General features: G+C 48.5%; 21 protein-coding genes. 8 read left to right on the forward strand and 13 right to left on the reverse strand.

Features of this window, described 5'->3' with window-relative positions; genetic code table 11:
• Positions 1-1,044 carry a glycosyltransferase family 4 protein gene (locus tag DS731_RS14770; RefSeq protein WP_119502053.1) on the forward strand — a complete coding sequence of 348 codons (1,044 nt, stop codon included), beginning with the start codon at positions 1-3 and terminating at the stop codon, positions 1,042-1,044.
• Positions 1,045-1,047: 3 nt separating this feature from the next.
• On the forward strand, positions 1,048-2,166 hold the full coding sequence (locus DS731_RS14775; RefSeq protein WP_119502054.1) for a glycosyltransferase: 1,119 nt from the start codon (positions 1,048-1,050) through the stop codon (positions 2,164-2,166).
• 11 nt (positions 2,167-2,177) lie between these two features.
• On the opposite strand, the gene DS731_RS14780 is transcribed toward DS731_RS14775, so the two are convergent.
• Genes DS731_RS14780 through DS731_RS14790 form a run of 3 tightly spaced genes read right to left on the reverse strand, consistent with a single transcriptional unit; the run spans position 2,178 to position 6,175 of the window.
• Positions 2,178-3,257 (reverse strand): GNAT family N-acetyltransferase, encoded by a 1,080-nt coding sequence (locus DS731_RS14780; protein WP_119502055.1) that lies wholly within the window; start codon positions 3,255-3,257, stop codon positions 2,178-2,180.
• Positions 3,258-3,262: 5 nt separating this feature from the next.
• Positions 3,263-4,708 (reverse strand): exosortase, encoded by a 1,446-nt coding sequence (gene xrt, locus DS731_RS14785; protein WP_119502056.1) that lies wholly within the window; start codon positions 4,706-4,708, stop codon positions 3,263-3,265.
• Positions 4,709-4,762: 54 nt separating this feature from the next.
• On the reverse strand, positions 4,763-6,175 hold the full coding sequence (locus DS731_RS14790; protein ID WP_119502057.1) for a TIGR03013 family XrtA/PEP-CTERM system glycosyltransferase: 1,413 nt from the start codon (positions 6,173-6,175) through the stop codon (positions 4,763-4,765).
• Between the two features lie 198 nt (positions 6,176-6,373).
• On the opposite strand from DS731_RS14790, the gene DS731_RS14795 reads away from it, so the two are divergent.
• Genes DS731_RS14795 through DS731_RS14810 form a run of 4 tightly spaced genes read left to right on the forward strand, consistent with a single transcriptional unit; the run spans position 6,374 to position 11,123 of the window.
• Positions 6,374-6,961 carry an XrtA/PEP-CTERM system exopolysaccharide export protein gene (locus DS731_RS14795; RefSeq protein ID WP_442858431.1) on the forward strand — a complete coding sequence of 196 codons (588 nt, stop codon included), beginning with the start codon at positions 6,374-6,376 and terminating at the stop codon, positions 6,959-6,961.
• Positions 6,962-6,986: 25 nt separating this feature from the next.
• Entirely contained in the window at positions 6,987-8,561 is a 1,575-nt protein-coding gene (locus DS731_RS14800; protein ID WP_119502059.1) for an XrtA system polysaccharide chain length determinant, read from the forward strand.
• Entirely contained in the window at positions 8,561-9,478 is a 918-nt protein-coding gene (locus DS731_RS14805; protein WP_119502060.1) for an XrtA-associated tyrosine autokinase, read from the forward strand. Before DS731_RS14800 ends, DS731_RS14805 begins: the two co-directional genes overlap by 1 nt.
• Positions 9,444-11,123 (forward strand): TIGR03016 family PEP-CTERM system-associated outer membrane protein, encoded by a 1,680-nt coding sequence (locus DS731_RS14810; protein ID WP_119502061.1) that lies wholly within the window; start codon positions 9,444-9,446, stop codon positions 11,121-11,123. Before DS731_RS14805 ends, DS731_RS14810 begins: the two co-directional genes overlap by 35 nt.
• Positions 11,124-11,228: 105 nt before the next feature.
• Here the strand turns inward: DS731_RS14810 and DS731_RS14815 are convergent, their stop codons facing one another.
• Both DS731_RS14815 and hldE read right to left on the reverse strand, forming a co-directional pair.
• Positions 11,229-12,326, reverse strand: coding sequence for an XrtA/PEP-CTERM system-associated ATPase (locus DS731_RS14815; RefSeq protein WP_119502062.1), 1,098 nt, complete (start codon positions 12,324-12,326; stop codon positions 11,229-11,231).
• A gap of 106 nt (positions 12,327-12,432) precedes the next feature.
• Positions 12,433-13,860 (reverse strand): bifunctional D-glycero-beta-D-manno-heptose-7-phosphate kinase/D-glycero-beta-D-manno-heptose 1-phosphate adenylyltransferase HldE, encoded by a 1,428-nt coding sequence (gene hldE, locus DS731_RS14820; protein ID WP_119502063.1) that lies wholly within the window; start codon positions 13,858-13,860, stop codon positions 12,433-12,435.
• Positions 13,861-13,883: 23 nt separating this feature from the next.
• On the opposite strand from hldE, the gene DS731_RS14825 reads away from it, so the two are divergent.
• Positions 13,884-14,234 (forward strand): GIY-YIG nuclease family protein, encoded by a 351-nt coding sequence (locus tag DS731_RS14825; RefSeq protein WP_232373378.1) that lies wholly within the window; start codon positions 13,884-13,886, stop codon positions 14,232-14,234.
• 2 nt (positions 14,235-14,236) lie between these two features.
• Here DS731_RS14825 and DS731_RS14830 read toward each other — a convergent pair whose 3' ends face one another.
• A complete protein-coding gene (locus DS731_RS14830) occupies positions 14,237-15,148 on the reverse strand; it encodes a DUF350 domain-containing protein (protein WP_119502065.1) in 912 nt (303 codons plus the stop codon).
• 97 nt (positions 15,149-15,245) lie between these two features.
• Here DS731_RS14830 and glnE point away from each other — a divergent pair, with 97 nt between their 5' ends.
• A complete protein-coding gene (gene glnE, locus DS731_RS14835) occupies positions 15,246-18,113 on the forward strand; it encodes a bifunctional [glutamate--ammonia ligase]-adenylyl-L-tyrosine phosphorylase/[glutamate--ammonia-ligase] adenylyltransferase (RefSeq protein WP_119502066.1) in 2,868 nt (955 codons plus the stop codon).
• Between the two features lie 57 nt (positions 18,114-18,170).
• Here glnE and DS731_RS14840 read toward each other — a convergent pair whose 3' ends face one another.
• The 7 genes from DS731_RS14840 to DS731_RS14870 all read right to left on the reverse strand — a co-directional run bounded on the left by DS731_RS14840 (position 18,171) and on the right by DS731_RS14870 (position 25,145).
• A complete protein-coding gene (locus DS731_RS14840) occupies positions 18,171-18,785 on the reverse strand; it encodes a TcpQ domain-containing protein (RefSeq protein WP_119502067.1) in 615 nt (204 codons plus the stop codon).
• Positions 18,786-18,891: 106 nt separating this feature from the next.
• Positions 18,892-19,821 (reverse strand): LpxL/LpxP family Kdo(2)-lipid IV(A) lauroyl/palmitoleoyl acyltransferase, encoded by a 930-nt coding sequence (lpxL, locus tag DS731_RS14845; protein ID WP_119502068.1) that lies wholly within the window; start codon positions 19,819-19,821, stop codon positions 18,892-18,894.
• Between the two features lie 120 nt (positions 19,822-19,941).
• Positions 19,942-20,199: a DUF3081 domain-containing protein gene (locus tag DS731_RS14850; RefSeq protein WP_119502069.1), complete on the reverse strand. Its 258-nt coding sequence runs from the start codon at positions 20,197-20,199 to the stop codon at positions 19,942-19,944.
• Between the two features lie 83 nt (positions 20,200-20,282).
• Complete coding sequence (locus DS731_RS14855) at positions 20,283-20,855, reverse strand: outer membrane beta-barrel protein (protein WP_119502070.1); 573 nt, start codon at positions 20,853-20,855, stop codon at positions 20,283-20,285.
• A gap of 18 nt (positions 20,856-20,873) precedes the next feature.
• A complete protein-coding gene (locus tag DS731_RS14860) occupies positions 20,874-22,109 on the reverse strand; it encodes a hypothetical protein (RefSeq protein WP_232373379.1) in 1,236 nt (411 codons plus the stop codon).
• Entirely contained in the window at positions 22,078-22,875 is a 798-nt protein-coding gene (locus DS731_RS14865; protein ID WP_119502071.1) for an outer membrane lipoprotein-sorting protein, read from the reverse strand. Before DS731_RS14865 ends, DS731_RS14860 begins: the two co-directional genes overlap by 32 nt.
• Complete coding sequence (locus DS731_RS14870) at positions 22,872-25,145, reverse strand: efflux RND transporter permease subunit (protein WP_232373380.1); 2,274 nt, start codon at positions 25,143-25,145, stop codon at positions 22,872-22,874. The genes DS731_RS14865 and DS731_RS14870 overlap by 4 nt, the downstream gene beginning before the upstream one ends.
• Between the last annotated feature and the right edge of the window lie 133 nt (positions 25,146-25,278).

Consider the following 25,278-nt stretch of genomic DNA (forward strand, 5'->3'; position numbering starts at 1 on the left):
ATGACAACCCCCAGAATCCTTCATTGCGTGAGCAGCCTTCAGGTTGGCGGCGCAGAAAAGTGCGCAGTTAATTTATTAACGTGTCAGCACGCTCTTGGTTATAAAGTAGCAGCACTGAGCTTTGGCAAACCGGCAGAACCTTTTCAGTCAGTACTGGAAAGCAGTGGGATCCGCGTAATAAATAATAACGAGAGCATTATCCGCCGGCTGGTCAGAACGGTCCGGATCCTGAAAGGATTCGATGTGATACATATACACTCTCCGGCTGTGATCCGCGCCTTTATGCCTGTTTTCCCTTTTCTTATGGGTAAAAAAGTCTTGTACACCCATCACGGTGAAGACTCGCCGGATCAAAAGGGTATGCGCCTCAGTCACTGGCTTGCAGCGCTTTATATAAATAAAGACTTCGCTGTATCAGAGAAAGTTAAACTAAGCGTAAAACAGCGCTATAACTGGGAACCCGCCAGAACAGACGTTATTCCTAATGGTGTATTATTAAGCAAGGGCGACATTACCGCACCTGCTACGCCGTTTAAGTTTGCTTGTGTTGCCCGGATGGTTCCCCTGAAGCAGATTGATAAAGTGGTCACCGCATTTGCACAGGCTGATATACCGCAATCTGAATTACATTTATTTGGTGACGGACCGGAAAGGCCGGCGGTAGAAGCTGCTGTGGCAAAACACAATTTACAACATCGTGTTGTGCTGCATGGAAATGTTCTGGATGAAGATGAGATATACCGGCATGTGGATTGTCTGGTGATCAATTCAACCACCGAAGGGCTTCCAATGGCCCTTATTGAAGCGCTGGCAAGAGGAAAGCCAGCCATTTCAACACCGGTAGGTGAAATACCGAACCTCGATAAACGCTATCATTTTTGCCTTTTCAGTGAAGACGACACAGCCGCTCTCAGCGAAGTCATGAAAACCATGGCCTCCAGTCCTGAACAATGGGAAATGCTCGCCAGAAACGGTAAACAACTCGTGGAAGAATCCTATTCTATAGAGCAGGTATCCCGAACTTATTTGAACGCAGTCAGTTAATCCATGCAGAAAGAACACATTGTTTATTTTACCAACCTGTACCCTCTTCCCTGGGAGCCGGCGCGGGCCGCTTATAATAAGCAAATCGTATCAGCGTTAAGAATGCACTGCGATGTAGATGTACTGACGCCGGTGCCCGCTCCTGTGTGGTTCCGGCAGCTTCTGAAAGGTAAACTGAAAAACTCAGAAGCCACTCTGTTTCCTTTTTTCTTTCTGCCCGGCTTCGGACGGCGTACCTATGCATTGACCTTGTTCATGTCCATGCTCTTATGTGTATATCCCCTTGTCAGACTGATAAGGGCAAAACATATCGTTGCCAGTTGGGCATATCCTGAAGGCGTCGTTGCCAGCCTGTTCAAAAAATGGGGAAATCGTAAAGTCGCCATTCATTGTGTGGGTACAGATATCAATTATCACTTCCGGCATTCTGCCAGACAAAAACAGATGCTGCGTGCATTTGACCGTGCAGATGAAGTGATAACGGTCAGTCGTGATCTTGCCGGGAAAATCGTTCCTCTGGCTACCGCGTCTACCCGCTGCAATGTGGTTTACAACGGCGTCAGCTTCGAAAAATTCGCCTTGAGTGATGCCACAACCCACAGCAAGTCATTCCTGTTTATAGGCAACCTGCTGACAACAAAAGGGGTGTATGAACTGGCCGGTGCCGCAGCCCTCCTGAAAGCCAGAGGTCTTGATTTTACCCTTGATATTGTCGGTAAAGGGCCCGAGAGCGATAAGCTTAAAGCACAGATCAGCAGCGATAACCTTGACGATATCGTTACTTTTCATGGCGCTGTTCTGCATGATGATATTCCGGCTCTTCTGGCGAAGGCCAGAGCCCTCGTATTGCCAAGTTACCGTGAAGGGGTGCCTAATGTCATCATGGAATCCCTGGCGGCAGGCGTGCCACCTGTTGCCACCGCAGTAGGCGGGATCCCTGAAATTGTCCGTGACGGAGAAAACGGCATCCTGGTGCAGGAGCTGAATGCTTCAACGCTGGCTGATGCTATGCAAAAAGCGCTGGAGAAAGACTGGGATAACGCTGCCTTGCGTCATTCAGTGTCAGAGTACACATGGGAAAATTGCGCACAGGGCTTCCTCAGCGCGCTTTCTATAAGGTGAGTTGGATTGCGTTAACGCAATCCGGCTTTACGGGCAACGCCGGAGGCGAATGCCAGAGCCTTTATTAATAACTTCTGCCATCCGGATGCATAAGCAGTCGTACTATAAACGGGTTCAGAAAACTCTGCCAGCGACTGTTTATAGCTTTGTTTCACACCACTGCTAAGAAAGTCATATCCCTTCATCCCCTGCCCTGCGGCATATTCTGCCATTAAATAATGAATAAGGGTGCCGGGAGATATATTCGGGCTGAATCCGCTATCAATACCTCCCTGATAAAAGTAAACAGAATCACCGGACTTCATGCCGTAAAATGCACTCACAGGCTTTCCGCCGACTTCGGCATAAGCCAGCAGTAAAGTACCCTGCTTCAGCAGTTGGCCGGCCAGAGACTGATGAAAGCGGTTGAAATACACATCATCAAAAATGGTGTTTTGCTGCTCCCCTTCCCAGCGCAACCGGTGTAAATCTGTGAGCACAGAATAGAACGCATCCAGCGACGCAGGATCGCTGCATATATGCAACTGACCACCTAAACGGGTAAACAGGTTATAGTAGCGCTTCGCCTTCTTTTTGAGCTTTGTTCCGGCCAAACCGTCATCTTCAAGGGTCATGAAGTAACGTTTCTGTGCCACTGTATTATCAACCAGGGACGGCGGATAAGCTTCGCCGGCTAACCGCAACAACAATGCATCATGTTTTACGTTATTAAGCACCAGCCCTTTGCCGGTCGATTTTATGGCTTCGATAAGAATAGCCGTGACAGTATCAACATGTTCTCTGCATACCAGCACATCGTGATATTCACTGAATACTTCGCTTTTTTCAGGTTCACCGGTGCCGGTAAAACGTAAACGGAAGGGCTCGCCTTTACGTTCATACAAAGGCAGAACAGCTATCATTTGACCATTGCTATGGAAAACACAGAGGAACTGTAAACGTGATATCAGGTGCCGGTAAGTGTCGAGCCAGGTGAGATTCCACGCAGGACTGAGGAAAATATGTGCATTCTCTGCCCGCTGATACAAATCCTGCCAGAGTGGCTTTACGTTGAAAGCCTCCTCCAATGTATCAATAACGCGCAGTTGCATAGCTGTCAGTATTTTTGATATTCAAATGCGTCTGCAATCAACTGCCACTTCCGGGTCAGAGTATTGCAGTTACTGTCACAGACAGTATGGGCCCATAGCAGGCCGGAGCGGCGCTCCCCCCTGAGTGCATTTTCAATACGTAATTTCTTCATTTCACTTTCGGAAGCCACTTCGCCGCCGGGTGCAATAAAACTGTGGGCAAACAAATGCAGATGCCGACCGTCACTAACCAGTTGAATAGTCCAGCTGCCATCGGTTATCCGGTTTATTTCCTGCCATTCTACAGGTGCTGACTTCACCTGATATTGTGTAGGCTTACCATCAAGATCAGACCCGTCGAACAAAATACTCAGCGTATCAAATGCGTATCCCTGAGAACGTTGTTCTTTAACACACACAGCCCCTTCATACGGCAGAACCGGAGCAACCTCAGCATCAATAGCAGACAAACCTTTGCAAGTCTGGCCAGGCGGTGCGGGATCAGCATGTAAAGTCAGCTGTAAAGCTGCTGAGCTCAAAATCAGGAAACATACAGAGGTAACAACTACCGGTTTACGTAAAGTAAAACGCCCCGTACCCGGCTCAGGAGAATGCTCTTCTGCGGCGGGCTCTTTTTTCACCAGTTTTTCACCATACCAGAAGAGAAGAATGATAAACGGCGCGTAGATATACCAGCCAAAGTTATTATGGTCCCGCATCAGTTCACTTTGCATATCAGAAAAATGACCAATAAGTATCAGCGCAACAATTCGGATCCAGTTGGTTATCAGTGCACCGACAATGGCCAGCGTCATGAACTTAGCAATTGAAACTTTATTCCTCAGATTGAGAAACACGAATAAAGAACCGATAGCCAGAGACACAATGAAATAACGCAAACCACTACAGCCACCGGCGATAACAAACGTCCCTTCGGGGATCATTACCGAAGTATTTTCCACATAAGTAGGAATACCGGTGAACCCCATGATTTTCATCACAGCAAACACGGAAAGATGTTGGAGCACGAACTGCAGTGCGCCCCACAGAGGGTACATAAACAACAGGAACGCTACGGTATAAGCCAGCCCTGCAGTGAACGGAACCAGTAACCAGAAACTGTTTGCCAGTAAGGCCAGCGACAATACCCACACCGCAAGGCTCAATTGCGCGGCGATGGAGAAGTAGTAAGCAATAAATAAGACAACAAAAGAAACGACAGCAGGCCAGAAAACGGCCTGGCGGGGTGTAAGCTCACCTTTGTTGGCGAGCACATACAATAAATAAAGAAAAATAAACGGGATCAGGTACGCATGGGAATAAGTACCATCGTCAAAGCCATGCCGCCACAAAGTGATCATGACCGGATAATTGACCACTGCCCACAATACCGTCAGCGCACTTAACGCAAAGAAAACAAATCTTGCCGGGTGTGACTGCAAGAAACCTGACATTCCCGCCTTTTCTTTCATGTTCTACATCCTGATATGAATACAACATCCCTGTTTCTTCACAAAACCGGCGTGTTATCTGCCTTTGCCGAACAACACAATTTCTACAGTTCTGATTAGGATAAGGATATCCAGCAGCAAACTTTGGTGCTTCACATAGTAAAGGTCGAATTTCAGTTTTTCCATAGAATCTTCGACGCTTGCACCATATGGATAGTTTAACTGCGCCCAGCCTGCCAGGCCCGGCTTAACGTTATGACGCTGATTATAATACGGTACTTCACGAACAAGTTTTTCGACAAATTCAGGGCGTTCAGGGCGCGGACCGATAAAAGCCATCTCACCTTTAAACACATTGAACAGTTGCGGCAGCTCGTCAACCCGGTACTTACGGATGAAGTGACCAATCCGGGTCACCCGGTCGTCATTTTTACTGGCCCACTTCGCGCCGTCTTTCTCGGCGTCAGGCCGCATACTTCTGAACTTAATAATTTTAAACAACTTACCATTCAGCCCCACACGTTCCTGTTTGTAGAACACCGAAGCGCCGGTCCGGCGTCCATCATCCAGCCAGATGATGGTGGCGGTAATTAACATGAACGGCCAGGTAAAGAAGAATACAAAGGAGGCAAGAAACGCGTTAAGCAGGTAATCCATAGCATCACGAAGGTAGTTCTGACTATGGAATCCGTTGGAGTAAATAACCCAGCTCGGATACATCAGGTTGACCACAATCTGGCCGGTCTCGCGCTCCATAAAGTCGAGCAGGTCTGTAACTTCTATACCACGCAAACGGCATTCGAAAAGCACATCAATGGGCAATGTACCCCGGCGCTGATCGCAGGCGATGACAATTTCTTCTATTTCATTCTCGGCAATAAAATGCTGGAAGTTTTCGTCTACCTTCACATGAATAATTTTTTCTTTCTTAATACCATCTTCACGGTTATCACCGGGTATGGGAATGAATCCCATGAGATCAAATCCGATACGGTCTACATCACGGCGCATACGCTTTTCGATAATAGAAGCCCGTTCACCGGCTCCTAATACCACTATCCGCACTTTGCCTAATCCGAGTAAGCCAAGACGATTTGTAAAATAGCGGAATATCACCAGCGTAATAATGATGCTGGCAACGGCGGCCGGAAGAAAATAGGAATGCATGGTGAGTTCGTCGAACAGCGCTCTGCTGACCACCTCTACCAGAAAATAACTTAAGCCGACACTGACAAATATGCGCCGGATAATACCGCGGAAAGTCTCTCTGAGCTTAGCTTCGTAAAGGCCCACAGACAGTGAGCAAACGAGTATGCAAACGGTCAGCATGCCCACATTCACAACCAGCTTTTCAATACTGACTGTTTCACTGACACCGATCTGAACCAAAATGAACTGCGTAATGTATGCCATATACGCCACGAGCAGAGCTTCGGTCACTACAAGTATATTTGATCGTTTACTCTGATTGTGCTTATTTATCGCCACCCTTGGCCCCCTGATACTGCAACATCTTTGTTCATGATAAAGGTTATTATTGTAATAGACTACATAAGATGTTGGCATTATAGTGGTATTTGCCGTAGGGTAAATTACATTAAGGCAAAAAAATTAATCATATCGAGTGTAGGATGAACTCTCATGTACTGGTCTAAACACGTTTTAAGTTTGACGGTTGTCGGCGCAATGACAGCCCTTTCTGGATGCACAAGTCACTCATCGTTGCCGGAGGCAACGGCCCACCCATCAATGACAACCAATGTGAACGATTATCAGTATCTCATTGGCCCGGGCGATTCGCTCACCATTTTTGTTTGGCGTAACCCTGAAATTTCTGGTCAGTTTATCGTTCGTCCGGACGGTAAAGTGACAACTTCACTGGTTGAAGATGTTGATGTAGCCGGTAAAACGCCTTCTATGCTTGCCCGCGAGCTCGAAGAGCAACTCTCTACCTTTATTAACAACCCCCGTGTAACTGTCAGCGTTAATAACTTTGCCGGTCCGTTAAGCGAACAGGTTCGCGTTATCGGTGAAGCAACTAACCCGCGCGCGATCAGCTACACAGAAAACATGACACTACTGGATCTGATGATTGCAGTGGGTGGACTGACAGAATTTGCTGACGGCAATGATGCCAAGCTGGTTCGTGTTGTAGATGGCCGTCAGACAACGTATGACGTGAACATCGACGCGCTAATCCGTAATGGCGACATCACCAAGAATGTCGACATTCTGCCAGGCGATATCGTAATCATTCCAGAAGCCTGGTTCTAGTTGTAAAAAGTAGTTGGGACATTAAATGCAGGATTTACAGCGCACCCTTGGTCAGCTGAGTGACTATTTAAAGGGAATTTGGGTTAAAAAGCGTCTCATCATGGTGTGTACCTGGATACTCTGTCCAATAGGTTTCGCGTATGTAGCACTATTGCCGGATGTTTACCGCTCTCAGGCGGTTGTATTCGTTGATACCCGTTCAGTACTTCAGCCTTTGCTTAAAGGTCTGGCGATCCAATCCAACCCGGATCAGGAAATCCAGATGATGGCGAAGACACTGCTGAGCCGCTCCAACGTTGAAACCATTGCCCGTGAAAGTGATTTAGATCTGACGACGACCACTGACCAGGATTTTGATAACCTGGTTAATGGTCTGACTCAACAAATCCAGTTACGTTCAACCGGCAGAGACAATATTTTCACCATTTCTTATGAAAATAAGAATCCGGCCATGGCGCAAACCGTGGTGCAGGAAACACTGAACCTGTTCGTAGAAGGCGCGTTAGGTAACAACCGTCGTGATACCGATACAGCTAACCGTTTCCTTGATGAACAGATTGCAGAGTACGAATCCAGATTGTCAGAAGCCGAACAGCGACTGGCCGGATTTAAACGACAGTACAATAATATTCTTCCTTTACAGGGCACTTTCTACTCAACACTGCAGACACTGAGTAATGAGCTGGAAGCCACCCGCCTTCAGATTAAGCAGACGACACAACAGGTTGAATCCTTACAAAATCAGTTATCAAAGGCCAAAAGTGCCGGTGACAGCTTTGGTGTAACGAATCAAACTGATTCCGTATTGCGAACCCGTTACGACGAACGGATCAAAGCGCTGGAAGAACGTCTGGATGATTTACAGCTACGCTTTACTGATCAACACCCTGACGTGATTGAATCAAAAGCACTGCTGGCTAATCTGGAAGAAGCCCGTCAAAAAGAAATCGATGAGTTTCTTAACGCCGGTGACGGCGAAGGTGATGACGTTCCGATGAGCGACCTGAATCAGGAAATTAAACTTGAGATCAGCCGTCATCAAAGTTCTATCGCTGCATTAAATGTGAAAGAACAGGATTTACAACGCCGTATTGCTTCTCTTGAGTCTAAAATCGACCTGGTTCCGCAAATCGAAGCAGAATCAGCGGCACTTAACCGTGATTACGATATTACCAAGGGTAAATATGAAGAACTGCTGGCCCGCCGTGAATCTGCGGACCTGTCCAGACGCGCGGATGTTTCTGCCGAGGAATTACAGTTCAGAATTATTGAGCCGCCGTTGAAACCTAACGAGCCTTCCGGCCCGTACCGCATCATCTATTACACGCTGGTTTTATTAGTAAGCTTTGGATTGGGTGTTGCTCTGGCATTCCTGCTCAGTCAGCTGTCACCATTGCTTATCCGTGCATCTCAGCTACAGCAGATTACTGATTACCCGGTATGGGGTACAGTCACGCATCTGAATATTGATAAGATTCGCAAGACTAACCGTATGCGAATGGCAATATTCCTGCTGTCGTCGGGTGTGCTGGTATTAATTTACGGTGTACTGGTTGGCGCAGAATTGCTTAACATCGATCTACTGCAGGGTGTTTTATAATGAGCAGTACTATTGAAAAGGCGCTTCAACGTCAGCGTGAAGCCCAGAAAAAACAAGCAGAACTCGCTGCTCAGCAGGCAACTGCTGAGCCTCAGACCACTGCACAACGTCCCGGCCAACAAGTTGCTGCCCGTTCGTCTGTCGCAAGTCAGCACGACGGCGCACCCACACAGCTGGAGCCGTTCACACTGGATATCGAAAGGCTTGAACAAAATGGCCACATTTCGATTAATGGTGTTCGTAAACAAATAAACGAAGAGTACCGGGAAATAAAACGTAAGCTGATTAACAATGCTTTCGGCCCGATCTCTTCAACGCTGAATAACAGCAATATCATCATGGTGACCAGTGGTCGTCCGTCAGAAGGTAAAACTTTTACCGCCTGTAACCTTGCGATGAGTATCGCTGCAGAACAGGATAAAACCGTTCTGCTGGTAGATGCCGATGTGCTTAAGCCTAACGTATTAAATACGCTGGGACTCAAACGCCGCAAAGGACTGATGGAATATCTGACCGGTGAAGTAGAAGACATCTCAGATGTACTCTACCCTACCAACCTGGATAAACTTAAAATCATCCCGGCGGGTAAATCTCACCATCTGACAACCGAATTACTGGCCAGCCAGAAAATGGCTGAAACTGTGAATGAATTTGCTAACCGCTATCCTGACCGTATCGTTATTTTTGATACACCTCCCTTAATTGGTATCACTGAAACAGCGGTACTGGCTAATTTTGCCGGACAAGCTGTTGTGGTAGTCGAGGAAGGTAAGTCAAAGCTTAATGACGTACGTCATGCGGTAGAACGATTAAACCCGGACATGGCAATCGGCTTTGTGGTTAACAAGTCGGTCCATAACGATCCGGAAGGAACCGGTTACTATGGATACTACTACGCAGAAAGGCAAGATTCTTAGTATGCGCAATGCACAGCGTTCAAACAAAAAATGGTTACCGGCTTTAACGCCGGTAGCTTTGTTGCTGATGACGCATTTGTCGCACGCTCAGGGGCTTAATGCGTCTGCTTCTGTAGAAGGTTCTACCATTCTTCAAAATCGTCACTCTGATGTTCGTAATGAAGAATTAGTGACTTTCTCTGTGAAGCCTGAAGGTATTTTAAGATACGATTCCCGTACTTTCTCCGGTACGGTAATTGGCAGTGTCACTCACCTTGAGCGTGACTCTGAAGATGTTGCCCGTAAAGATACCTTCTCAGAATTTTCTTATAACGCAAACTGGCAGGCGATAGACCACATTCTGAGCTTCCGCGCGTCAGGAAACCAGAGCTACATTGATGGCTCCGGTGGTGATTTCCTGATTTCTGATTATTTCTTAAATGCAGAATCGCTGGCGAAAGTAGAAACCCAGAATTATGGCGCCTACCTGACCATTCCTGAAGGTGACTGGATTGCCGGCGGTGGCTCACTGGTCTATGCAAAAACCATTGCAGAGGAATCCGAGTTTCGTCCTAATATCGGGCTGAATAACGACTCTGCAGCAGGTTCCCTTTACCTGATGAATGGTGACAATGCTCAAAATTACTTCTGGAACCTGAACAGCACATACACCAAGCTGGAACGTTCAGAAGAATCAGGCAACGGTGACTATATCGGTAAATACGCCACCGGTGCACTGGATAGCATGATCTATAACGATTGGGGTATCCGGGTCACCGCCAGCTACGATGCCAACGAACTTGTAGACCGTACCGATGAATTCTCTAATGAACGGGAATTTAAAAGCTACGGTGTGGGTATCACCTACCGTGAAGCTGCCGGCCGTTATATATCTGTGACTGCAAACAAAGTAAATTCAGACGTAGAGCGGGATGACGGCGATGTTTTTGTAGGCGTTGACGCCGCATGGGCACTGACACCGCGTACCAGTGTTCAGGCTTCAATCGGACGCCGGTTCTATGGCCGTTCAGCCAGTGCCGGTATTACCTACAATACCCGTAAAATTCGTGGTGTCGTTAATTATTCTGAGCAAGTCACATCATTCAGTCAGCTGATTGCCACGCCGCAGTCTCTGGGCGTGTTTGTATGCCCTACCGGAGATTTCACGGCAGATTCCTGCTTCCAACCTTCTTCACTGGATTACACGCTGGGAGACGATGAGCAATTCCTGCAGTTTATGACAACAGGGTTTGAGCCATCTAATGCGATTTTCCTGAGAAAAGCTGCAAACGGTGAATTTGGTATCCAGGGTCGTCGCGGTACCATCGTACTTAATCTGCAATACGCAGATGACGAATACCTCGACTTTGATCAACAACGTAAAACCTACTCTGCTAACCTTAGCAGCAGCTATCAGCTGAGCCGTCACTCGAGCTTACTGGGTAACCTGCGCTACGGTGTCACTGAACAAATGAATAACGGTACCGACCGTGACAGCGAACAGTGGTTCGCGTCTGTTGGCCTGCGCCGTACATTCAGCCGTTACTTCAGTGGTGATGTGGAAACTGGCTACGTCACACGTTCTGGCTCTCTGGCTACCAGCGCTTATGGTGCTGACTACAACGAACGCCGCATCAGCGTGACTATCCGCTACGACTTTGAATAAAGTCCGTACCCGGTTAAATTCAAATAAAAACGCCGCTTCACAGCGGCGTTTTTTTGTTTGTCTTTCACGTTTATGTGAAGAAGAAAACGGGGCTCCTCAGGATCCTCAGTCTTCATCTTCCTCTTTCAGCCGGGCATACGTCTGGTATTTTTTCTTCAGCATTTTATCGATGTACTGAGTCAATTTTACCTTGTGCGCAATAGCGTCATCCAACGCATCCACCAGCTCAGCCAGCATGGCCTTATAATACTCAGCATCCTGCACTTCTTTGCCTTTTGGCGTCACCAGCTTCTGATGAGGGCCTTTCTTTTTCAGACTGGCAACCACTTCAGATAAATCCATATCTTCGTCGATATCATCAGACTCATCGTCCATCACCGGCGCATCCGGCACAAACATTTCATCTTTAACTTCGTCGATGACGGTATTTACCGCTTCTTCGTCCAGCGTTTCCAGTTCCTCAAGGAATCCGAACAACAGTATACGGTCCATCAGCGTGTTAATTTTGCGGGGTACACCGCGGGTAAATTGATGAATACGGGAAAAGGCTTCGTCTGAAAACAAAGACTCACCATTCCAGCCCGCATGGTGCATGCGGTACTCTATGTAACGTTTTGTCTCTTCTTCCATCAACGGGGCCAGGTGGCAGGAGGCCACGATACGTTGACGGAACTGCTCCATATTCGGTGCGCGCAGAATGGGCTGAAGCTCTTCCTGACCAAGCAGGAAGCTTTGCAGTAACGGTTTTCCGAACTGCTGGAAATTGGACAGCATACGCAACTCTTCGATGGTTTCCAGCGGCAGGTTTTGCGCTTCATCCACCAGTAACAGCGCACGACGCCCCTGCTTGCTTAAATCAAACAGGAACGTTTCCAGCTCTTTAAGAATATCGGCTTTAGTCAGGCCTGCCACATTGATACCGAACTTAGATGCAACCATCTTCACCAGTTCATCCGGTGTCAGTTTTGGTGTCACAATTTGTGCAGCAACAATATCGTCTTCAATTTCAGCCAGCAGACTGTTTGCGATAGTGGTTTTACCCGTACCGATGTCTCCGGTGATAACGATAAATCCTTCCGCCTGAGACAACCCGTATTGCAGGTATGACATCGCCCGCTTGTGCCATTTACTGGCGAAGAAAAAAGCCGGATCCGGCGTTAGCTGGAACGGCTTGGAATCAAGTCCATAAAAACTTTCGTACATGTATTATACCGCTGATACTGAAAACCACTTCTTGTGTGCATCAAGGGTATCGTAAAGCTGGGTTAACCGCCATGCCTTAACCGGACAAATTGGCGAATAAAAGAGCTTATTGTTGCCCGCTGACGATCTGGCTGATGATTCCGGTGGTAGATACACCTTCTTCAAAGTGCAATACCCGCACTTCGCCGCCGTTTTCCATGACTTCTTTGCCGCCGGCAATCTCTTCCACTTTGTAGTCACCGCCTTTAACCAGGATATCCGGCAGCAGGCCGGCTATCAGGCGCTGTGGCGTATCTTCGCTGAACGGCACGACCCAGTCTACCGCGGCGAGCCCTGCAAGCACTGCCATACGCCGGCTCACGTTGTTAACAGGTCGTCCGGGTCCTTTAAGACGGCTGACCGAAGCATCATCGTTTACTGCCACAATCAGACGATCACCTAATTTTGCAGCGGCTTGCAGATAGCTCACATGGCCCGCATGCAGAATATCGAAACAACCGTTCGTCATGACAATTCTCTCACCACGGTGACGGGATTGCTTCATCGCCAGTTGCAATTGTTCTTCAGTCATCACACCACCATCAAGATGGCTGGCCTGCTCTCCCAGCGCCACCGCAAGTTCTGTAGTCGATACTGTGGATGTACCTGATTTACCAACCACAATACTGGCAGCCAGATTCGCCAGCACACAGGCATCAGCCATACTGCTGCCTGCCGCCATTGATACGGCAAGTACAGATACAACGGTGTCACCGGCACCGGTAACGTCATACACTTCTTTGGCCTTTGCCGGCAAATGAAACGGACTGTCGCCCTGTTTAAACAAGGTCATGCCCTGCTCTGAACGGGTCAGCAACACAGACTCCAGCGACAAGCTGTCTCTTAAGGATTCAACCTGAGCAGCTAAAACTTCTTCACTATCTGCTTTGCCTTTCACCGCTTCAAGTTCTGCACGGTTAGGTGTAATTAACGTGGCGCCTGCATAGCGGCTGAAATCATTCCCTTTAGGATCGATTATGACCTGCTTGCCGGCTTCTTTTGCAGCCTGAATAAATGCCTGAGCATCAGTCAGACAGCCTTTTGCATAGTCTGATAATACGACCAGGTCGTGCTCAGAAAGCGCCTCATAAAAAGCCTGAGTCAGCGCTGCTTTGTCAGCTTCAGCAAAGCTCTTTTCGAAATCCAGTCTTAACAACTGCTGATTCCGGCTCATCACCCGTAATTTCGTAATGGTATCGTAACCTTCACAGCGCACCAGCTTATGGGAAATACCATGCAATGACAGACGCTGTTCAAGTATACCGGCATTATCATCATTGCCGCACAAGCCCAGCAGCGTCACCTTTGCCCCCAGTGTTGCAGCATTAATTGCCACGTTAGCTGCCCCGCCCGGCCGGTCTTCTGTGCTGTTTACGTTAACCACTGGCACCGGCGCTTCCGGCGAAATACGAGCGGTTCCGCCAGTCCAGTAGCGGTCAAGCATGATATCGCCGGCAATCAAAATACGGGTTGTGCTAAAGTCTGGTAGAATCATGTTTTTTCTGACTATCTTCAAAGTTGCAGCAGAGTATACCAGCCATCAAAGTAAAAGAGCAGACGCAGGCACCGTCATGGTATGTGTATATGGTGGAAAACCGCCTGGGACAATTCTATACCGGCGTTACAACAGACCCGGCCAGACGGATCCGTCAACACAGAGGAGAAATACAAGGCGGCGCAAAGGCGCTTAAAGGCAAAGCGCCACTGGTGTTCCGGATGGTGGTATCTGCCACAGACAAATCTGCGGCGATGAAAGCGGAATACTGGCTTAAGCAGCTCAGTAAAAGACAGAAAACCGCCCTGCTTGACGGTAAAAAAGCACTACCGGGCGACTTCCCGGACTGCACTTCACAATTCAAAACGTGCTGAGCTTAATCCAGAAACGCCAGCACACCGTTCACAATGAGTGCAATCCCGATACTGAGCGTTAACTCAAGACAGGCCACGCCGATGTTATGCTGCTGATCCACCTCCTGGCGGTAGTTCAGGCCGAACAACAATAACTTCTTACTGATAGTTACCAGCACCAGTAATGCGAGGGACAGCACCACGCCGGTGGCCAGCCAGCCGGTGATATTACTGACATAGCCTGACGGGTGATAAGTCAGCAGGTGGCTTGCCGACGACACAATCATCGCGATACCTAACAGGTTGCCCGCATGTTCCACCGCCAGTGCCAGCTGTCCTTTTCGCAGCGCCCCCTGAAATGAGTCGTTCTGATTATCCCGTGCATACCGGATTTCATACACCCTGGTCATCATCAGCAATAAGGCCAGCACCACAGTAAAGCCGGTCACAATGGCGATAATCGCGTTCATATCGCTGCCATCCACCCATAACATCATGCTGCGCAAAATAATGGCGCTGGCTATCAGACTGGCAGCATCAACAAGGGCAACGCTGACACTACGCTCTCCGATTAAGTCCATGGTATCCAGCTTATTCAGCACAATTTTGTCATGGGCATAACGGCCGAATTTAACCAGTAATACCCCGGTTAAACCAAAAATCAGCATCCCTTTTGTTGCTTCCAGATATCCCTGCCCCACATGCCGGCCCACCACGGAGCCAACAACGATACACAGTGACAACATGCCGCCGGCCATGCTGATCCCGAAAGCGAAGTTATCCTGCACACCCAGCTCTTCTACTACAGAGCGCTTGCGGAACGCACCGGACAACCATTTCATGACCATTAACAGCAATAAAGCCAGACCAAAATCTATCAGCAGATAAACCCATAAATCGTGGGGCAGCGGGTTCAGCTTTACCAGTGCATCCATGAAATATTAACTCCGTATTCAACGTTAAACAGAACTGGAGACCCTGTGCATCTTGTGCCAGACTCGGTGCACATTCACTCTGACGACAACATGTATTATGCCTACGAAGGAAGTAAAAAACAGGATTATCACTGAAAAGGGAACAGCTTGCTGGCAGGCTCTGAATGAACGGCATTCTCTGAGTGAGCAAATTCAGTTACATCAGGCAGAGGTCATAGCGGCAACGGGCTGCAGTGAGTTTATCTTTCGTCAGTGTATGCAAGATATGGAAAACCTTGAATTTTGCCTGTCAGACGCTCCGGTTGCGGTAACCGCTGAAGCTTTCAGTGACAGCCTGAAGCCACTGTTAAACGATCTTGATGAAGCCGGAATGATGCGGGTTTTACGCCGTTTCCGTAATCAATACATGGCCAGAATCGCCTGGCGGGATTTGCTGAACCGGCAATCCATAGAAACATCCTTACAACAGGTATCCGCGCTGGCGGACGCGTTGATCCTTTGTACATATGACGCGCTTTACAGCAGTCATTGTAGTAGTTTCGGCACACCTGAAGGGAGCGAAGGCCCGCAGCCCATGCTGATTTTAGGTATGGGAAAACTCGGTGGCAGAGAACTGAATTTTTCGTCAGATATCGATTTAATCTTCGTTTATCCGGAAAAAGGCGAAACCTCAGGCGGCCGGAGATCCATGGAGCATCAGCAATTTTTCATTAAGCTTGCTCAGAAACTCATTAATGTACTGAATAAAATCACGCCGGACGGTCAGGTTTTCCGTGTAGACATGCGCCTCAGACCATTCGGTGACAGCGGCCCGCTGGTCATGCACATGGCCGCGTTTGAAGATTACTATCAGGAGCAGGGACGGCACTGGGAACGCTTCGCCATGATTAAGGCCCGCGTACTGAATCCCCCTTCTCCCTATCGCACTGAGGTTGAAAGTATTCTTAAACCCTTTACTTACCGCCGGTATCTGGATTTCACGACAATAGAGTCACTGCGGGAAATGAAGGGGTTGATTGCCAGCGAACAGCGCCGCAGACAACTTACCGGCAACATAAAACTGGGAGCCGGCGGTATCAGGGAAATTGAATTCTTTGCCCAGAGCTTCCAGCTGATTCACGGAGGCCGCGAGCCGGACCTGCAGGTTAAAGGGTTACACGAAACACTCTCCGCTATCGCCGCATTAGCACTGGCCGGAAAAGATGACATAGAAACCCTGTACAGACATTATCTTTTCCTGCGGAAAACCGAACATACACTGCAGCAAATTAATGATGAGCAAACTCAGCTCCTTCCGGCTGATGAATTTCGCCGGACAGTACTTGCAGAAGTGACCGGTTTCCCCTCATACGATGATTTTCTTCAGGAACTGGAAAAGGTGTGTCATGGCGTTCATATCCGTTTCCGCGAGCTTATCGACAGCAGTGAAGACAATCATGACGCAGATGACTCTGTGTTTCTGCGCTGCAGGGACGCATGGGATCTTGAACTGACAGAAGACGAATTTTGTGCCCTGACCACACCACGGTTTGACGGAGAAGACGGCCGCACTATTTTTTCAATCCTCAGCAATTTTAAAGAAAAACTGACTCATACCCGGCTGGGACAGCGTGGCAGGGATACGCTGAACAAACTGATGCCGGAAGTTTTGTATGTTCTGTCGGAAGAAGCGCCGGAAAAAATGATAACCGTGCTACAGCGGGTGCTGAATGTGATCAGTGCGATTACCGGGCGTACCACTTACCTGGATTTGTTGCTGGAGAACCCCGATGTACTGCGCCAGTTAATGAAACTGTGTGACCGCAGTAACTGGATTGCTGAACAAATTCAACGATTCCCTCTTCTGCTGGACGAACTGCTGACGCCACTTTATCTGCAACAGCAAAAAACCGGATACCGGCAAAGCCTGGATGCTTACCGTGACGAATTGCGCCAGAGCCTGCTGCGTGTTGAACCTGAAGACGTAGAGCTGCTGATGGATACATGGCGTCAGTTTAAGCTTTGTCAGCAGTTGCGCATTGCCGCCAGTGATATCAGCGGATCTCTGCCGGTGGCCAGTGTCAGTGACAAGTTAACGGCTCTGGCAGAAGTCGTACTGGAGAGTGTTCTTAACAGCGCCTGGCAGCACACCACAGAGCGTTACGGCCCGCCGTCTCACCTGCAGGAAGGAGAAACCGGTTTTGCTATTGTGGGCTACGGCAAGCTTGGCGGGTTTGAACTGGGCTACGGCTCCGATCTTGATTTAGTGTTTTTACATAACGCCCCGCAGGACAGCCGCACTACCGGCAAGAGAACGCTGGATGCCACTCAGTTCTATATCAAGCTGGCTCAACGCATCATGCACCTGCTGAACACGAAAACTCTTTCCGGACAGCTTTATGAAACCGATCTGCGACTACGGCCTTCAGGCAATGCAGGCCTGTTAAGCTGCCATCTTAACGGATTCAGGAAATATCAGCAGGAGGACGCCTGGACCTGGGAACATCAGGCACTGGTAAGAGCCAGAGCCATTACCGGCGATGCGGCGGTGATTGAGTCTTTCGAAGATATCCGCAGAACAATTCTCGCCAAATCCAGAGACACAGGCGCTCTGGCAAAAGACGTCACTGAGATGCGGGTAAAAATGCGGGAGCACCTGCTTAAAGATAATGCGGAAGGACTCGACCTTAAACAATGCAGCGGCGGGATCACAGATATTGAGTTTATGGCCCAGTTCTGGGTACTGGGCTATGCCTCACAGCACCCGGGCCTGATGGATTTTCCTGATAATCTTCGCATCATTGAACAAACTGGCAAAGCGGGATTAATCACTGAGGATACTGCCAGTCAGCTACAGGAAGCCTATCTGGATTTGCGTGACAGATATCACCAGTTAACGCTGGCTGACCACAGGTATGCAGGAAAAGAGGATTTAAGTGATATCAGAGCCGCTGTACAGAAAATCTGGCAGGAAGTCTTTGCCTGAAGCTTTCTGCCGGCGACCTTTGCAGGCCCGGGGCATCTCCGGCTCTGAACTGACATATTAGTTTACAACGTTGCAGTTTTTCTTCAGAAAGGGCGTCACTTCATCGGTTACCACCAGAGAGCGTTGTTGCGGGCACACATACGTGCCTACTCCGCTTTCAAAGTTTGAATCAATGGCACTGGCAATGTCCGATAATGAACCGACGATGGTGTTATCAATCTGAAAGTGATACTTGATGACAAAGTCCTGGTCCAGATCCCAGATAACCTGCATCCCTTCCTGCTGGGCATACCGTGTAATGGCTTCACGCAAGGTATTGCCGGGCTTAAAGCTCCGGTTCTTGTGTTCACCGACCCAGCGGTTATTAGCCGGTTTCAGTTCGCTGGACATACCGGACAACTGACTGTCCAGGCTGCCGCCCTCGTTGTTCAGTTCCACCACAAAGTCGCTTTCCTGATCTTCAATAGGATCGCTGGCCGACATCCGGTATTCACGGTAAAACTCACTGAGCCCCTGTGAAATGGACTTTTCCTCTTCAGGTTTTTGCGGAGCTGATGATTTGTTTTGCTCGTAAAGCATAACCACAATACCGGCAACCACCAGCGTGGCAAGCGCCACGCCAATGTGTTTTGCCCAGAAGGCAGCATCTGATTGTCTTTGTTTAGTGGCCATACAATACATCCGGACAGCGCATGTTTTTCCCGTTTCAGTATAGACAGAAAATGGACTTCACGGCTACTTTGTGAGGAAAAAATCATACTAAACAACTAACTAGCCATCAGTCGTAAAGCGACGGAGCATCCGGATCAGGACGGGTTTTAAATCGCTTGTGCGCCCACAAATAGCTTTCAGGCTGTTCAGCGATAATTTTTTCAATGTGCTGATTCAGCAACGTTAAAGCAGGCACATCTTCCAGTTCACGCAATGCTTCCAGAGGCGGGTAAAATTTCACTTTATAACCATCCCGCGTGTACTGTGAAGTAATGATCAGCGGCACACTGTCAGTTCTTCTGACGAACATCAGGGTTGCCGTGGTGGTTGCCGTATCTTTCACTCCGCCAAAGGGTACAAAAATACTTTGCGCCCGGCCGTAATCCTGATCAGGAAGGTACAAACACAGCTCTTTTTCAGCCATTGCTGCGAGCAGGGCTTTAGCATTACGTTTGTGGATCATATATTTATTTGAGCGTGCACGGCCATGATACTGAAGATAATCCATCAGCGGGTTATCATGCTTACGGTAAAACGCAATGGCAGGATGGGTATATCCCAATCCACGACAGGCAAACTCCAGGTTCATGTTGTGAAGCGCCATACCAAATACGCCCCTGCCCTGAGCCAGCGCCGCTTCGACATGCTCGTAACCTTCAACGGTAAAGTGTTTCTTAATCCGCCACGCCGGCCACCACCAGCCCATGCCGGTTTCGAACAGCGCCATGCCAGTACAACGGATATTTTCTTCCAGCAACCTTGATTGCTCACCGGCTGACAATTCTGGATACATAAGCGCCAGGTTCCGTCTGGCTACATTTACCCGCTTTGGTAACAGCCGGGCGATTAGTTTTCCTGTTCCCGCACCAAGCAAGCGGATCACAGGAAACGGAAGCCACAACAAGAGATAAAGCAAGCTGGCACCCAGCCAGACGCCCCAATATTTAGGGCCGAGATAGGAAAATTTGAAAACAGGGGGTTTTATAGCAGCAGACAAAAACAAACCATCCGGATAATTATTTGCTGCTTATTGTACTCATTTGTCGCCTGCCAGCATACCGGCAGGCGAAAGAAAGCAGGAAAACTCCGATGAGTCTGCTTAAACGGCCAGAGCAGGCTAATACTGCTTATCGATTTCTTTCAGTTTTTTCTCAAACTGCTCGTAAGCATCCTGAGACGGATAATCAAAACGGTACTGATTGTGAAAGCCGAACTGCAACTTCACCTTAGCATCTTCAATGAACAAGGTATAACCATCATGGTCAGTGAACGCCACAATGCCGTTAAGCAAATATTTATCGTCATTCTTCTCGCCGCTCTGGCGAATTTTATCGAACACCTGAAGCAGAAATTTACTTTCCAGTTCATTTTTCATCGGGGAGATACTCCATCAGCAACTGTCATACTATTCATACGGTAACAGCCGCCGATGGATTACTTTTACGTACAGCGAAAGGACTAATTAAAGTTGTAGCGAAAACCGAGGTTCAGCACGGTGGCAGCGAAATCGTCCTGTCCACGAACGTATAATGCTTCCATTCGCAGCATGCTGTTCAGACCGACGTGATAGTCAAAACCCAGTCCGGCCATGCCAGCAATAATGCCATCGTCGTAAGCACAAAAGCCTTCAGGGATTGAATCAATATCGCTGACCTGGCAACTGCCTGTTTCAATGCTTTGCAAACCCTGAACGTCAACATTCATGACGCCCAGTTTGTAGTATAACTCGCCGGTACGCCCGCCAGCTTTACCCAGCACAGCCAGATAAAGGCCCTGGGCTTTCAGCGCATCGGTATCGCCTTCTTCATCCAGTAAATTCTGGTAGCCGGCTTCTACATACCATTTACTGCTGAACTGGTGACCCAGCGCAAGACTGTACGCCACGCCTTTATTTTCAGTGTCGCCAAATTCTGCATCGGTATAACCCACCGTCGCCAGACCGTACATTCTTTCGGTGGCCTGCGCGTTGAAACTAAGTCCTGCAAGACTTAACACCGGTAACAGCAAGGCGGTGACTATTCCTTTTTTCATACTCTGCAATTCCTTTCCTTAGAAATAATATTCCAGCGCTACCTGCACGTGGTCGTCACGGCGCATGTAGTAAAACGTGTCGTCGGTTTGATCGGAAGAGAAGAAGTAAGCGTCCATCTTCCAGCGCCAGTTGTCAGTCATTCGGCTTGAAGCTTCAACAAAAGCACTGTAAGTATCGCTTTCGTCCAGATCCTGAATGAAGCCGGATAAGATTTCTGTACCGTCGATATCATTCCACACCCAGCGTAGTCCCAGCATCAGGTCGTTCTGACCGGTGGCGAAGAAATTATCTTCACGCTCGTCGTACTGATATTCCATCAGCACACCAAGATCATAGGAGGTACCGAAAACGCCCACCGAAGTGCGCTCAAAGCCTGCCACGGCTGCGGCAAAATCTTCACTTTGCCCTGCGCGGTAAATACCTTCAAACTTAAGTAACCAGGCGCCCTGCACTTTCAGTAAATCCACGCCATATTGTTCAATTTGCGCATAGTAAGGCTGAATAAACGGTGTGCTGTTTTCATCGGTTGCCTGCAGCAACTCAGGTTCACGGGTTGTACCGTCGAAATAAGACAGACCAATTTCCCAATCCCCCAGAGAACGTTGCCATCTCAGTGCAAAATCCACATGGTTCTGTTCATCATCTGATTCATACAATGCCGAATTTTCACGAATTTCAACAGGCGGACGTAAGCGGCCGTCTTCACCCGGGAAGGTACGTTCACGAAAATATGGCAGCACAAAACCGGACAATGTTCCCCAGTCACCGAACACGTTAAGGTTGATCATCGGCTGACCAAGCTTATCTTCGCCGTCGATGTTTTCTACCATGTCGGTCTGATTGATAATGTCGACCAGGTGAATGGATTCCGTTTGTCCCCAGAATACCTTGCTTACGCCGACACGGGTTTCCCAGTTATCAGCTGCGTGCATCCACATTAATTCACGTAAATCAAAGTGTGTGCGCTGCTCATCTTCCTGGTCCAGACGGGCAAAAGGCTTGAACAGTATACTGTCGATGCCGTCGTTCCATTCCGTGTACATTTCAGGTTCTAAAAACACGGAAGCCTGAGAGCGGGGTTGCCCGGGATACGCTGCATCCTGAAGAAAGTAGCGGGTTTCCACACCGGCTGAGCCACTAATGTCAATATCTGACATGTCAGCCATTGCACCGGCAGAAAATCCCAGTGCGGCGGCAACAAGTGACAAACGTCTGACGGGGTTAGCGCGCCCGGCGTAAACTGTTACTGTCAAAGTCCGATTCCTCTAATTCTGTGCCAAATTCCAGTTTGTGTGTAACCAGTTCGGTAGATTTTTGTGTTTGCAGATTGTACATAAAACTACGCAGAGGTCGCCAGAACTCCCCCTCAAATAGTTTGTAATCTTCAAATTCGAGTACTTTAAGCGCTTCACCCTTGCGGTCGAAAAACTCAACCTTACGGGGCCGGTAATGTTCTTTATCAATCCATAAAATTTGTTTCGAATAGCCCGAATATTCGTCCATAGGGGTCTGTTCGAGTACGTAGACATCGTCCCCCTGATACTTGTCTTCACGGAGTAAGTCGTAAGAGAACTTAGGGATTTCAAAGGACGTCATGTCTTCAAAGGCATATTCGCTGCCCAGAAACGGACCGGATTTGTTGCTGGTAGAAATCCGGCGAACACGCTTTACAGCCGGCAGAAAAATCCACTGTTCGTCCGGTGCATCAACATGACTGAAGCTTAAAAATGCGGTGCCGCTTAAATCCCGCGGTGAATCAAATATTGTCAGCGCTTTATCACCATCAGTAGGCACTTCCAGCGTTTTCACCCGCATTTCCCGCTGGGCTTCCTGCCCCTGAGCATTGCGCAGGGTCATGGTAATACTGGCAACTGTATTTTCCCAGCCACGGTTAACATCTTTTCTCGCTGTCGCAATACGAAGGCCTTCTTTCTCAGAAGCTTCATCTGCAATAACCGGAGTCGTCAGCGCCACACTCAGTGCCAGTGACGCTAAAGAGAGCTTGCGTAATTGTCTCATGTAGCTTCCCTCGTTGTTTTGTTTTTATCTTTATCCAGCCACATCAGGAATGAGGGCAGGAAGAGTAAATCAATAAATAATGCTGCAATGAAGATAATGTTTGTCATTAACCCCATGTCTGAGTTCAGGCGGAAATCAGACAACAGCAGTACACCAAAGCCGGCAGCCAGCACCACGGTTGTGGTGATCATGGCCCGGCCTACGGTACGGAATGCATATTCCACGGAATCCCGCACGTTCATATTATCTTTTCTTGCAGCCTGGTATTTCAGCAGGAAATGCACAGAGTCGTCGACGATAATCCCCATGGTCATACTCAGTTCTACTGACAGCGCCATATTGATTTCGCCGGACATCATGCCCCATATTCCAAAGCCCACACCAGCCGGCATTAAGTTAGCCATCAGGCTGACTATTCCCAGCCGCCAGGACCGCAGTGCAAGGGTGATCAACAGTGAAATCACCACCAGCGCAGCCACTGAACCCCACACCATGCTTTCCATGTTCCTGGCACCGATGTGCGCGAACATCAAAGCAGGGCTGGCCGCTTCCAGACGCAATTCTGGTGCCAGTTTACCAAACCACCGTTTGGTCCGCGCCTCAAATTCGGTGAACTCCTCACTTCCGAGGTTTTCCAGCACGGCAATAATGCGAACACCGGACTTGTCAATATCTATCTGGTTATTCAGATCGAGACCATATGGCAAGGACATTTCGTACAGTAACAGGTACTGTGCAGCGAGGTCTTTAGATTCAGGTAAGGTGAAATATGCCGGATCATCATCATGCATATTCATGTTGAGGCGCTTGATGATGTCAGCAAAGCTCAGCACATGTTTGACTTCCGGCTGCGAGCGCAACCATTTGGCCAGTGCATCCACCTCTTTCATCACCGCCGGGTCATTGATGCCATAGGGCTCACCGGTATAAACAGCAAAATCGATATTCGACATGCCGCCCATATATTTCTTTTGGATTTCAACGGACTGACGAAACGGTGATGATAAATCGAAGTATTCCACAGCCACATCGTTCAGGCGGTTATTCAGGCAGAACAGCAGCGACACAGTGAGAATGATGACCGAATAAGGCAGAATACGGCGGTGATTGCTGATAACCCATCCACCCAGTTTTTTAACCTGAGTGTCGTCGCCATTTTGCTCTTTAACGCGGGGGGCTGGCAGTAAAGTGAGCATAGCCGGCAGCACGGTCAAAGACAAAATACAGGCCAGTACAACCCCGACGGCGGTTAAATTTCCAAGGTGAGATAAAATAGGTACTTCCGCAAAGTTCAGCATTAAAAAGCCAATTGCAGTGGTACCGCTGGTAAGTAAAACCGCCTTGAGGTTTAGCACAATACTTTCAGCCAGTGCCTGTTCCTTTGCCAGACCCTGCTGAATTTTTTGCCGGTAAGTCACAATAATGTGTAGGCAATCAGCGACAGCAAGCGTTGTGACCATGGTCGGCACATTGACCGTAGAGGGGCTCAGAAAAATTCCCCACCAGCCGGCAATCCCCATCGTCATCACAATCGTGCCGCCAACAACCACGAGCACTACTGCTGATGCTGCTTTTGAGCGTGTTAATAATGCGATCATCACCGCAATGATGATAAACATAAGCGGGATCAGGGTAGACGCATCATCCTGCGCTGTCAGCGCGAATGCGTCATTCATTGTCACAATCCCGGACAGATAAATTTTGTGCTCCGGGTAGGCGGTTTCATATTTCTCTTTTAACTCTCTGGCGAACGCCCCGATCTTCATTATCTTGGGAGTCTGGTCGCCTTCGGGTAGCTGAATTGTGACATTGATCACCGCCATCGCTTCGTTGTCGGAGATAAGCCGCCCGCGTAAATTTTGGATGGGTTCAATTACTTCCCTCACCCATCTGATATGGGCCTCATCCGTTTGCCCTTTGCGAATAAGATCCTGCACCACCAGCCCTTCCTCATCGGCAAAGGTATACTGATAATTCGACAGTGATTCCACCCGGTTAGACATGGGGATATGCCAGGCATCCTCTGTGAGGGCATGAATAAGTTCGAAGGTTTCCGGCTGATAGACGTTTTCACTGTCCGGCAAAATGAGGAAGGTAACATTTTCGCTTTTGCTGAAAACGTTCTGCATTTCTTCATAAGCCAGTTTCTGAGGATCATCAGGCTCAAAGAAAACTTTATAGTCTCCGCGAAAATAAAGATTACCGGCTCCGAAACCGGTGATGACGCACGCCAGCAGAAACAGTGCTATGACTGTTTTCGGTTTTTCCATGCACCACCGCGCCCAGGCCGGGAGTGTTTGCATAAAATGTCATGTCCTTTTATCTGTTCTGTTTCACAGTGTATCTGCTAAAAGCACAGAGTGTAAGTATTTGCCCTTATACGCAGGATTTCCAAAAAGAAAT

Source organism: Alteromonas sp. RKMC-009, from assembly GCF_003584565.2.
Taxonomy (GTDB): Bacteria; Pseudomonadota; Gammaproteobacteria; order Enterobacterales; family Alteromonadaceae; genus Alteromonas.

Excerpts from the sequence above, each read along its gene's own strand:
- DS731_RS14810 (WP_119502061.1), top strand. The coding sequence starts at position 9,444 with ATGGATACTACTACGCAGAAAGGCAAGATTCTTAGTATGCGCAATGCA.
- DS731_RS14830 (WP_119502065.1), bottom strand. The coding sequence starts at position 15,148 with ATGGATGCACTGGTAAAGCTGAACCCGCTGCCCCACGATTTATGGGTT.
- DS731_RS14800 (WP_119502059.1), top strand. The coding sequence starts at position 6,987 with ATGCAGGATTTACAGCGCACCCTTGGTCAGCTGAGTGACTATTTAAAG.
- DS731_RS14840 (WP_119502067.1), bottom strand. The coding sequence starts at position 18,785 with ATGGCCACTAAACAAAGACAATCAGATGCTGCCTTCTGGGCAAAACAC.
- DS731_RS14850 (WP_119502069.1), bottom strand. The coding sequence starts at position 20,199 with ATGAAAAATGAACTGGAAAGTAAATTTCTGCTTCAGGTGTTCGATAAA.
- DS731_RS14805 (WP_119502060.1), top strand. The coding sequence starts at position 8,561 with ATGAGCAGTACTATTGAAAAGGCGCTTCAACGTCAGCGTGAAGCCCAG.
- DS731_RS14815 (WP_119502062.1), bottom strand. The coding sequence starts at position 12,326 with ATGTACGAAAGTTTTTATGGACTTGATTCCAAGCCGTTCCAGCTAACG.
- xrt (WP_119502056.1), bottom strand. The coding sequence starts at position 4,708 with ATGAAAGAAAAGGCGGGAATGTCAGGTTTCTTGCAGTCACACCCGGCA.
- DS731_RS14780 (WP_119502055.1), bottom strand. The coding sequence starts at position 3,257 with ATGCAACTGCGCGTTATTGATACATTGGAGGAGGCTTTCAACGTAAAG.
- DS731_RS14870 (WP_232373380.1), bottom strand. The coding sequence starts at position 25,145 with ATGGAAAAACCGAAAACAGTCATAGCACTGTTTCTGCTGGCGTGCGTC.
- DS731_RS14865 (WP_119502071.1), bottom strand. The coding sequence starts at position 22,875 with ATGAGACAATTACGCAAGCTCTCTTTAGCGTCACTGGCACTGAGTGTG.
- hldE (WP_119502063.1), bottom strand. The coding sequence starts at position 13,860 with ATGATTCTACCAGACTTTAGCACAACCCGTATTTTGATTGCCGGCGAT.
- DS731_RS14770 (WP_119502053.1), top strand. The coding sequence starts at position 1 with ATGACAACCCCCAGAATCCTTCATTGCGTGAGCAGCCTTCAGGTTGGC.
- glnE (WP_119502066.1), top strand. The coding sequence starts at position 15,246 with ATGCCTACGAAGGAAGTAAAAAACAGGATTATCACTGAAAAGGGAACA.
- DS731_RS14775 (WP_119502054.1), top strand. The coding sequence starts at position 1,048 with ATGCAGAAAGAACACATTGTTTATTTTACCAACCTGTACCCTCTTCCC.
- DS731_RS14795 (WP_442858431.1), top strand. The coding sequence starts at position 6,374 with ATGACAGCCCTTTCTGGATGCACAAGTCACTCATCGTTGCCGGAGGCA.
- DS731_RS14855 (WP_119502070.1), bottom strand. The coding sequence starts at position 20,855 with ATGAAAAAAGGAATAGTCACCGCCTTGCTGTTACCGGTGTTAAGTCTT.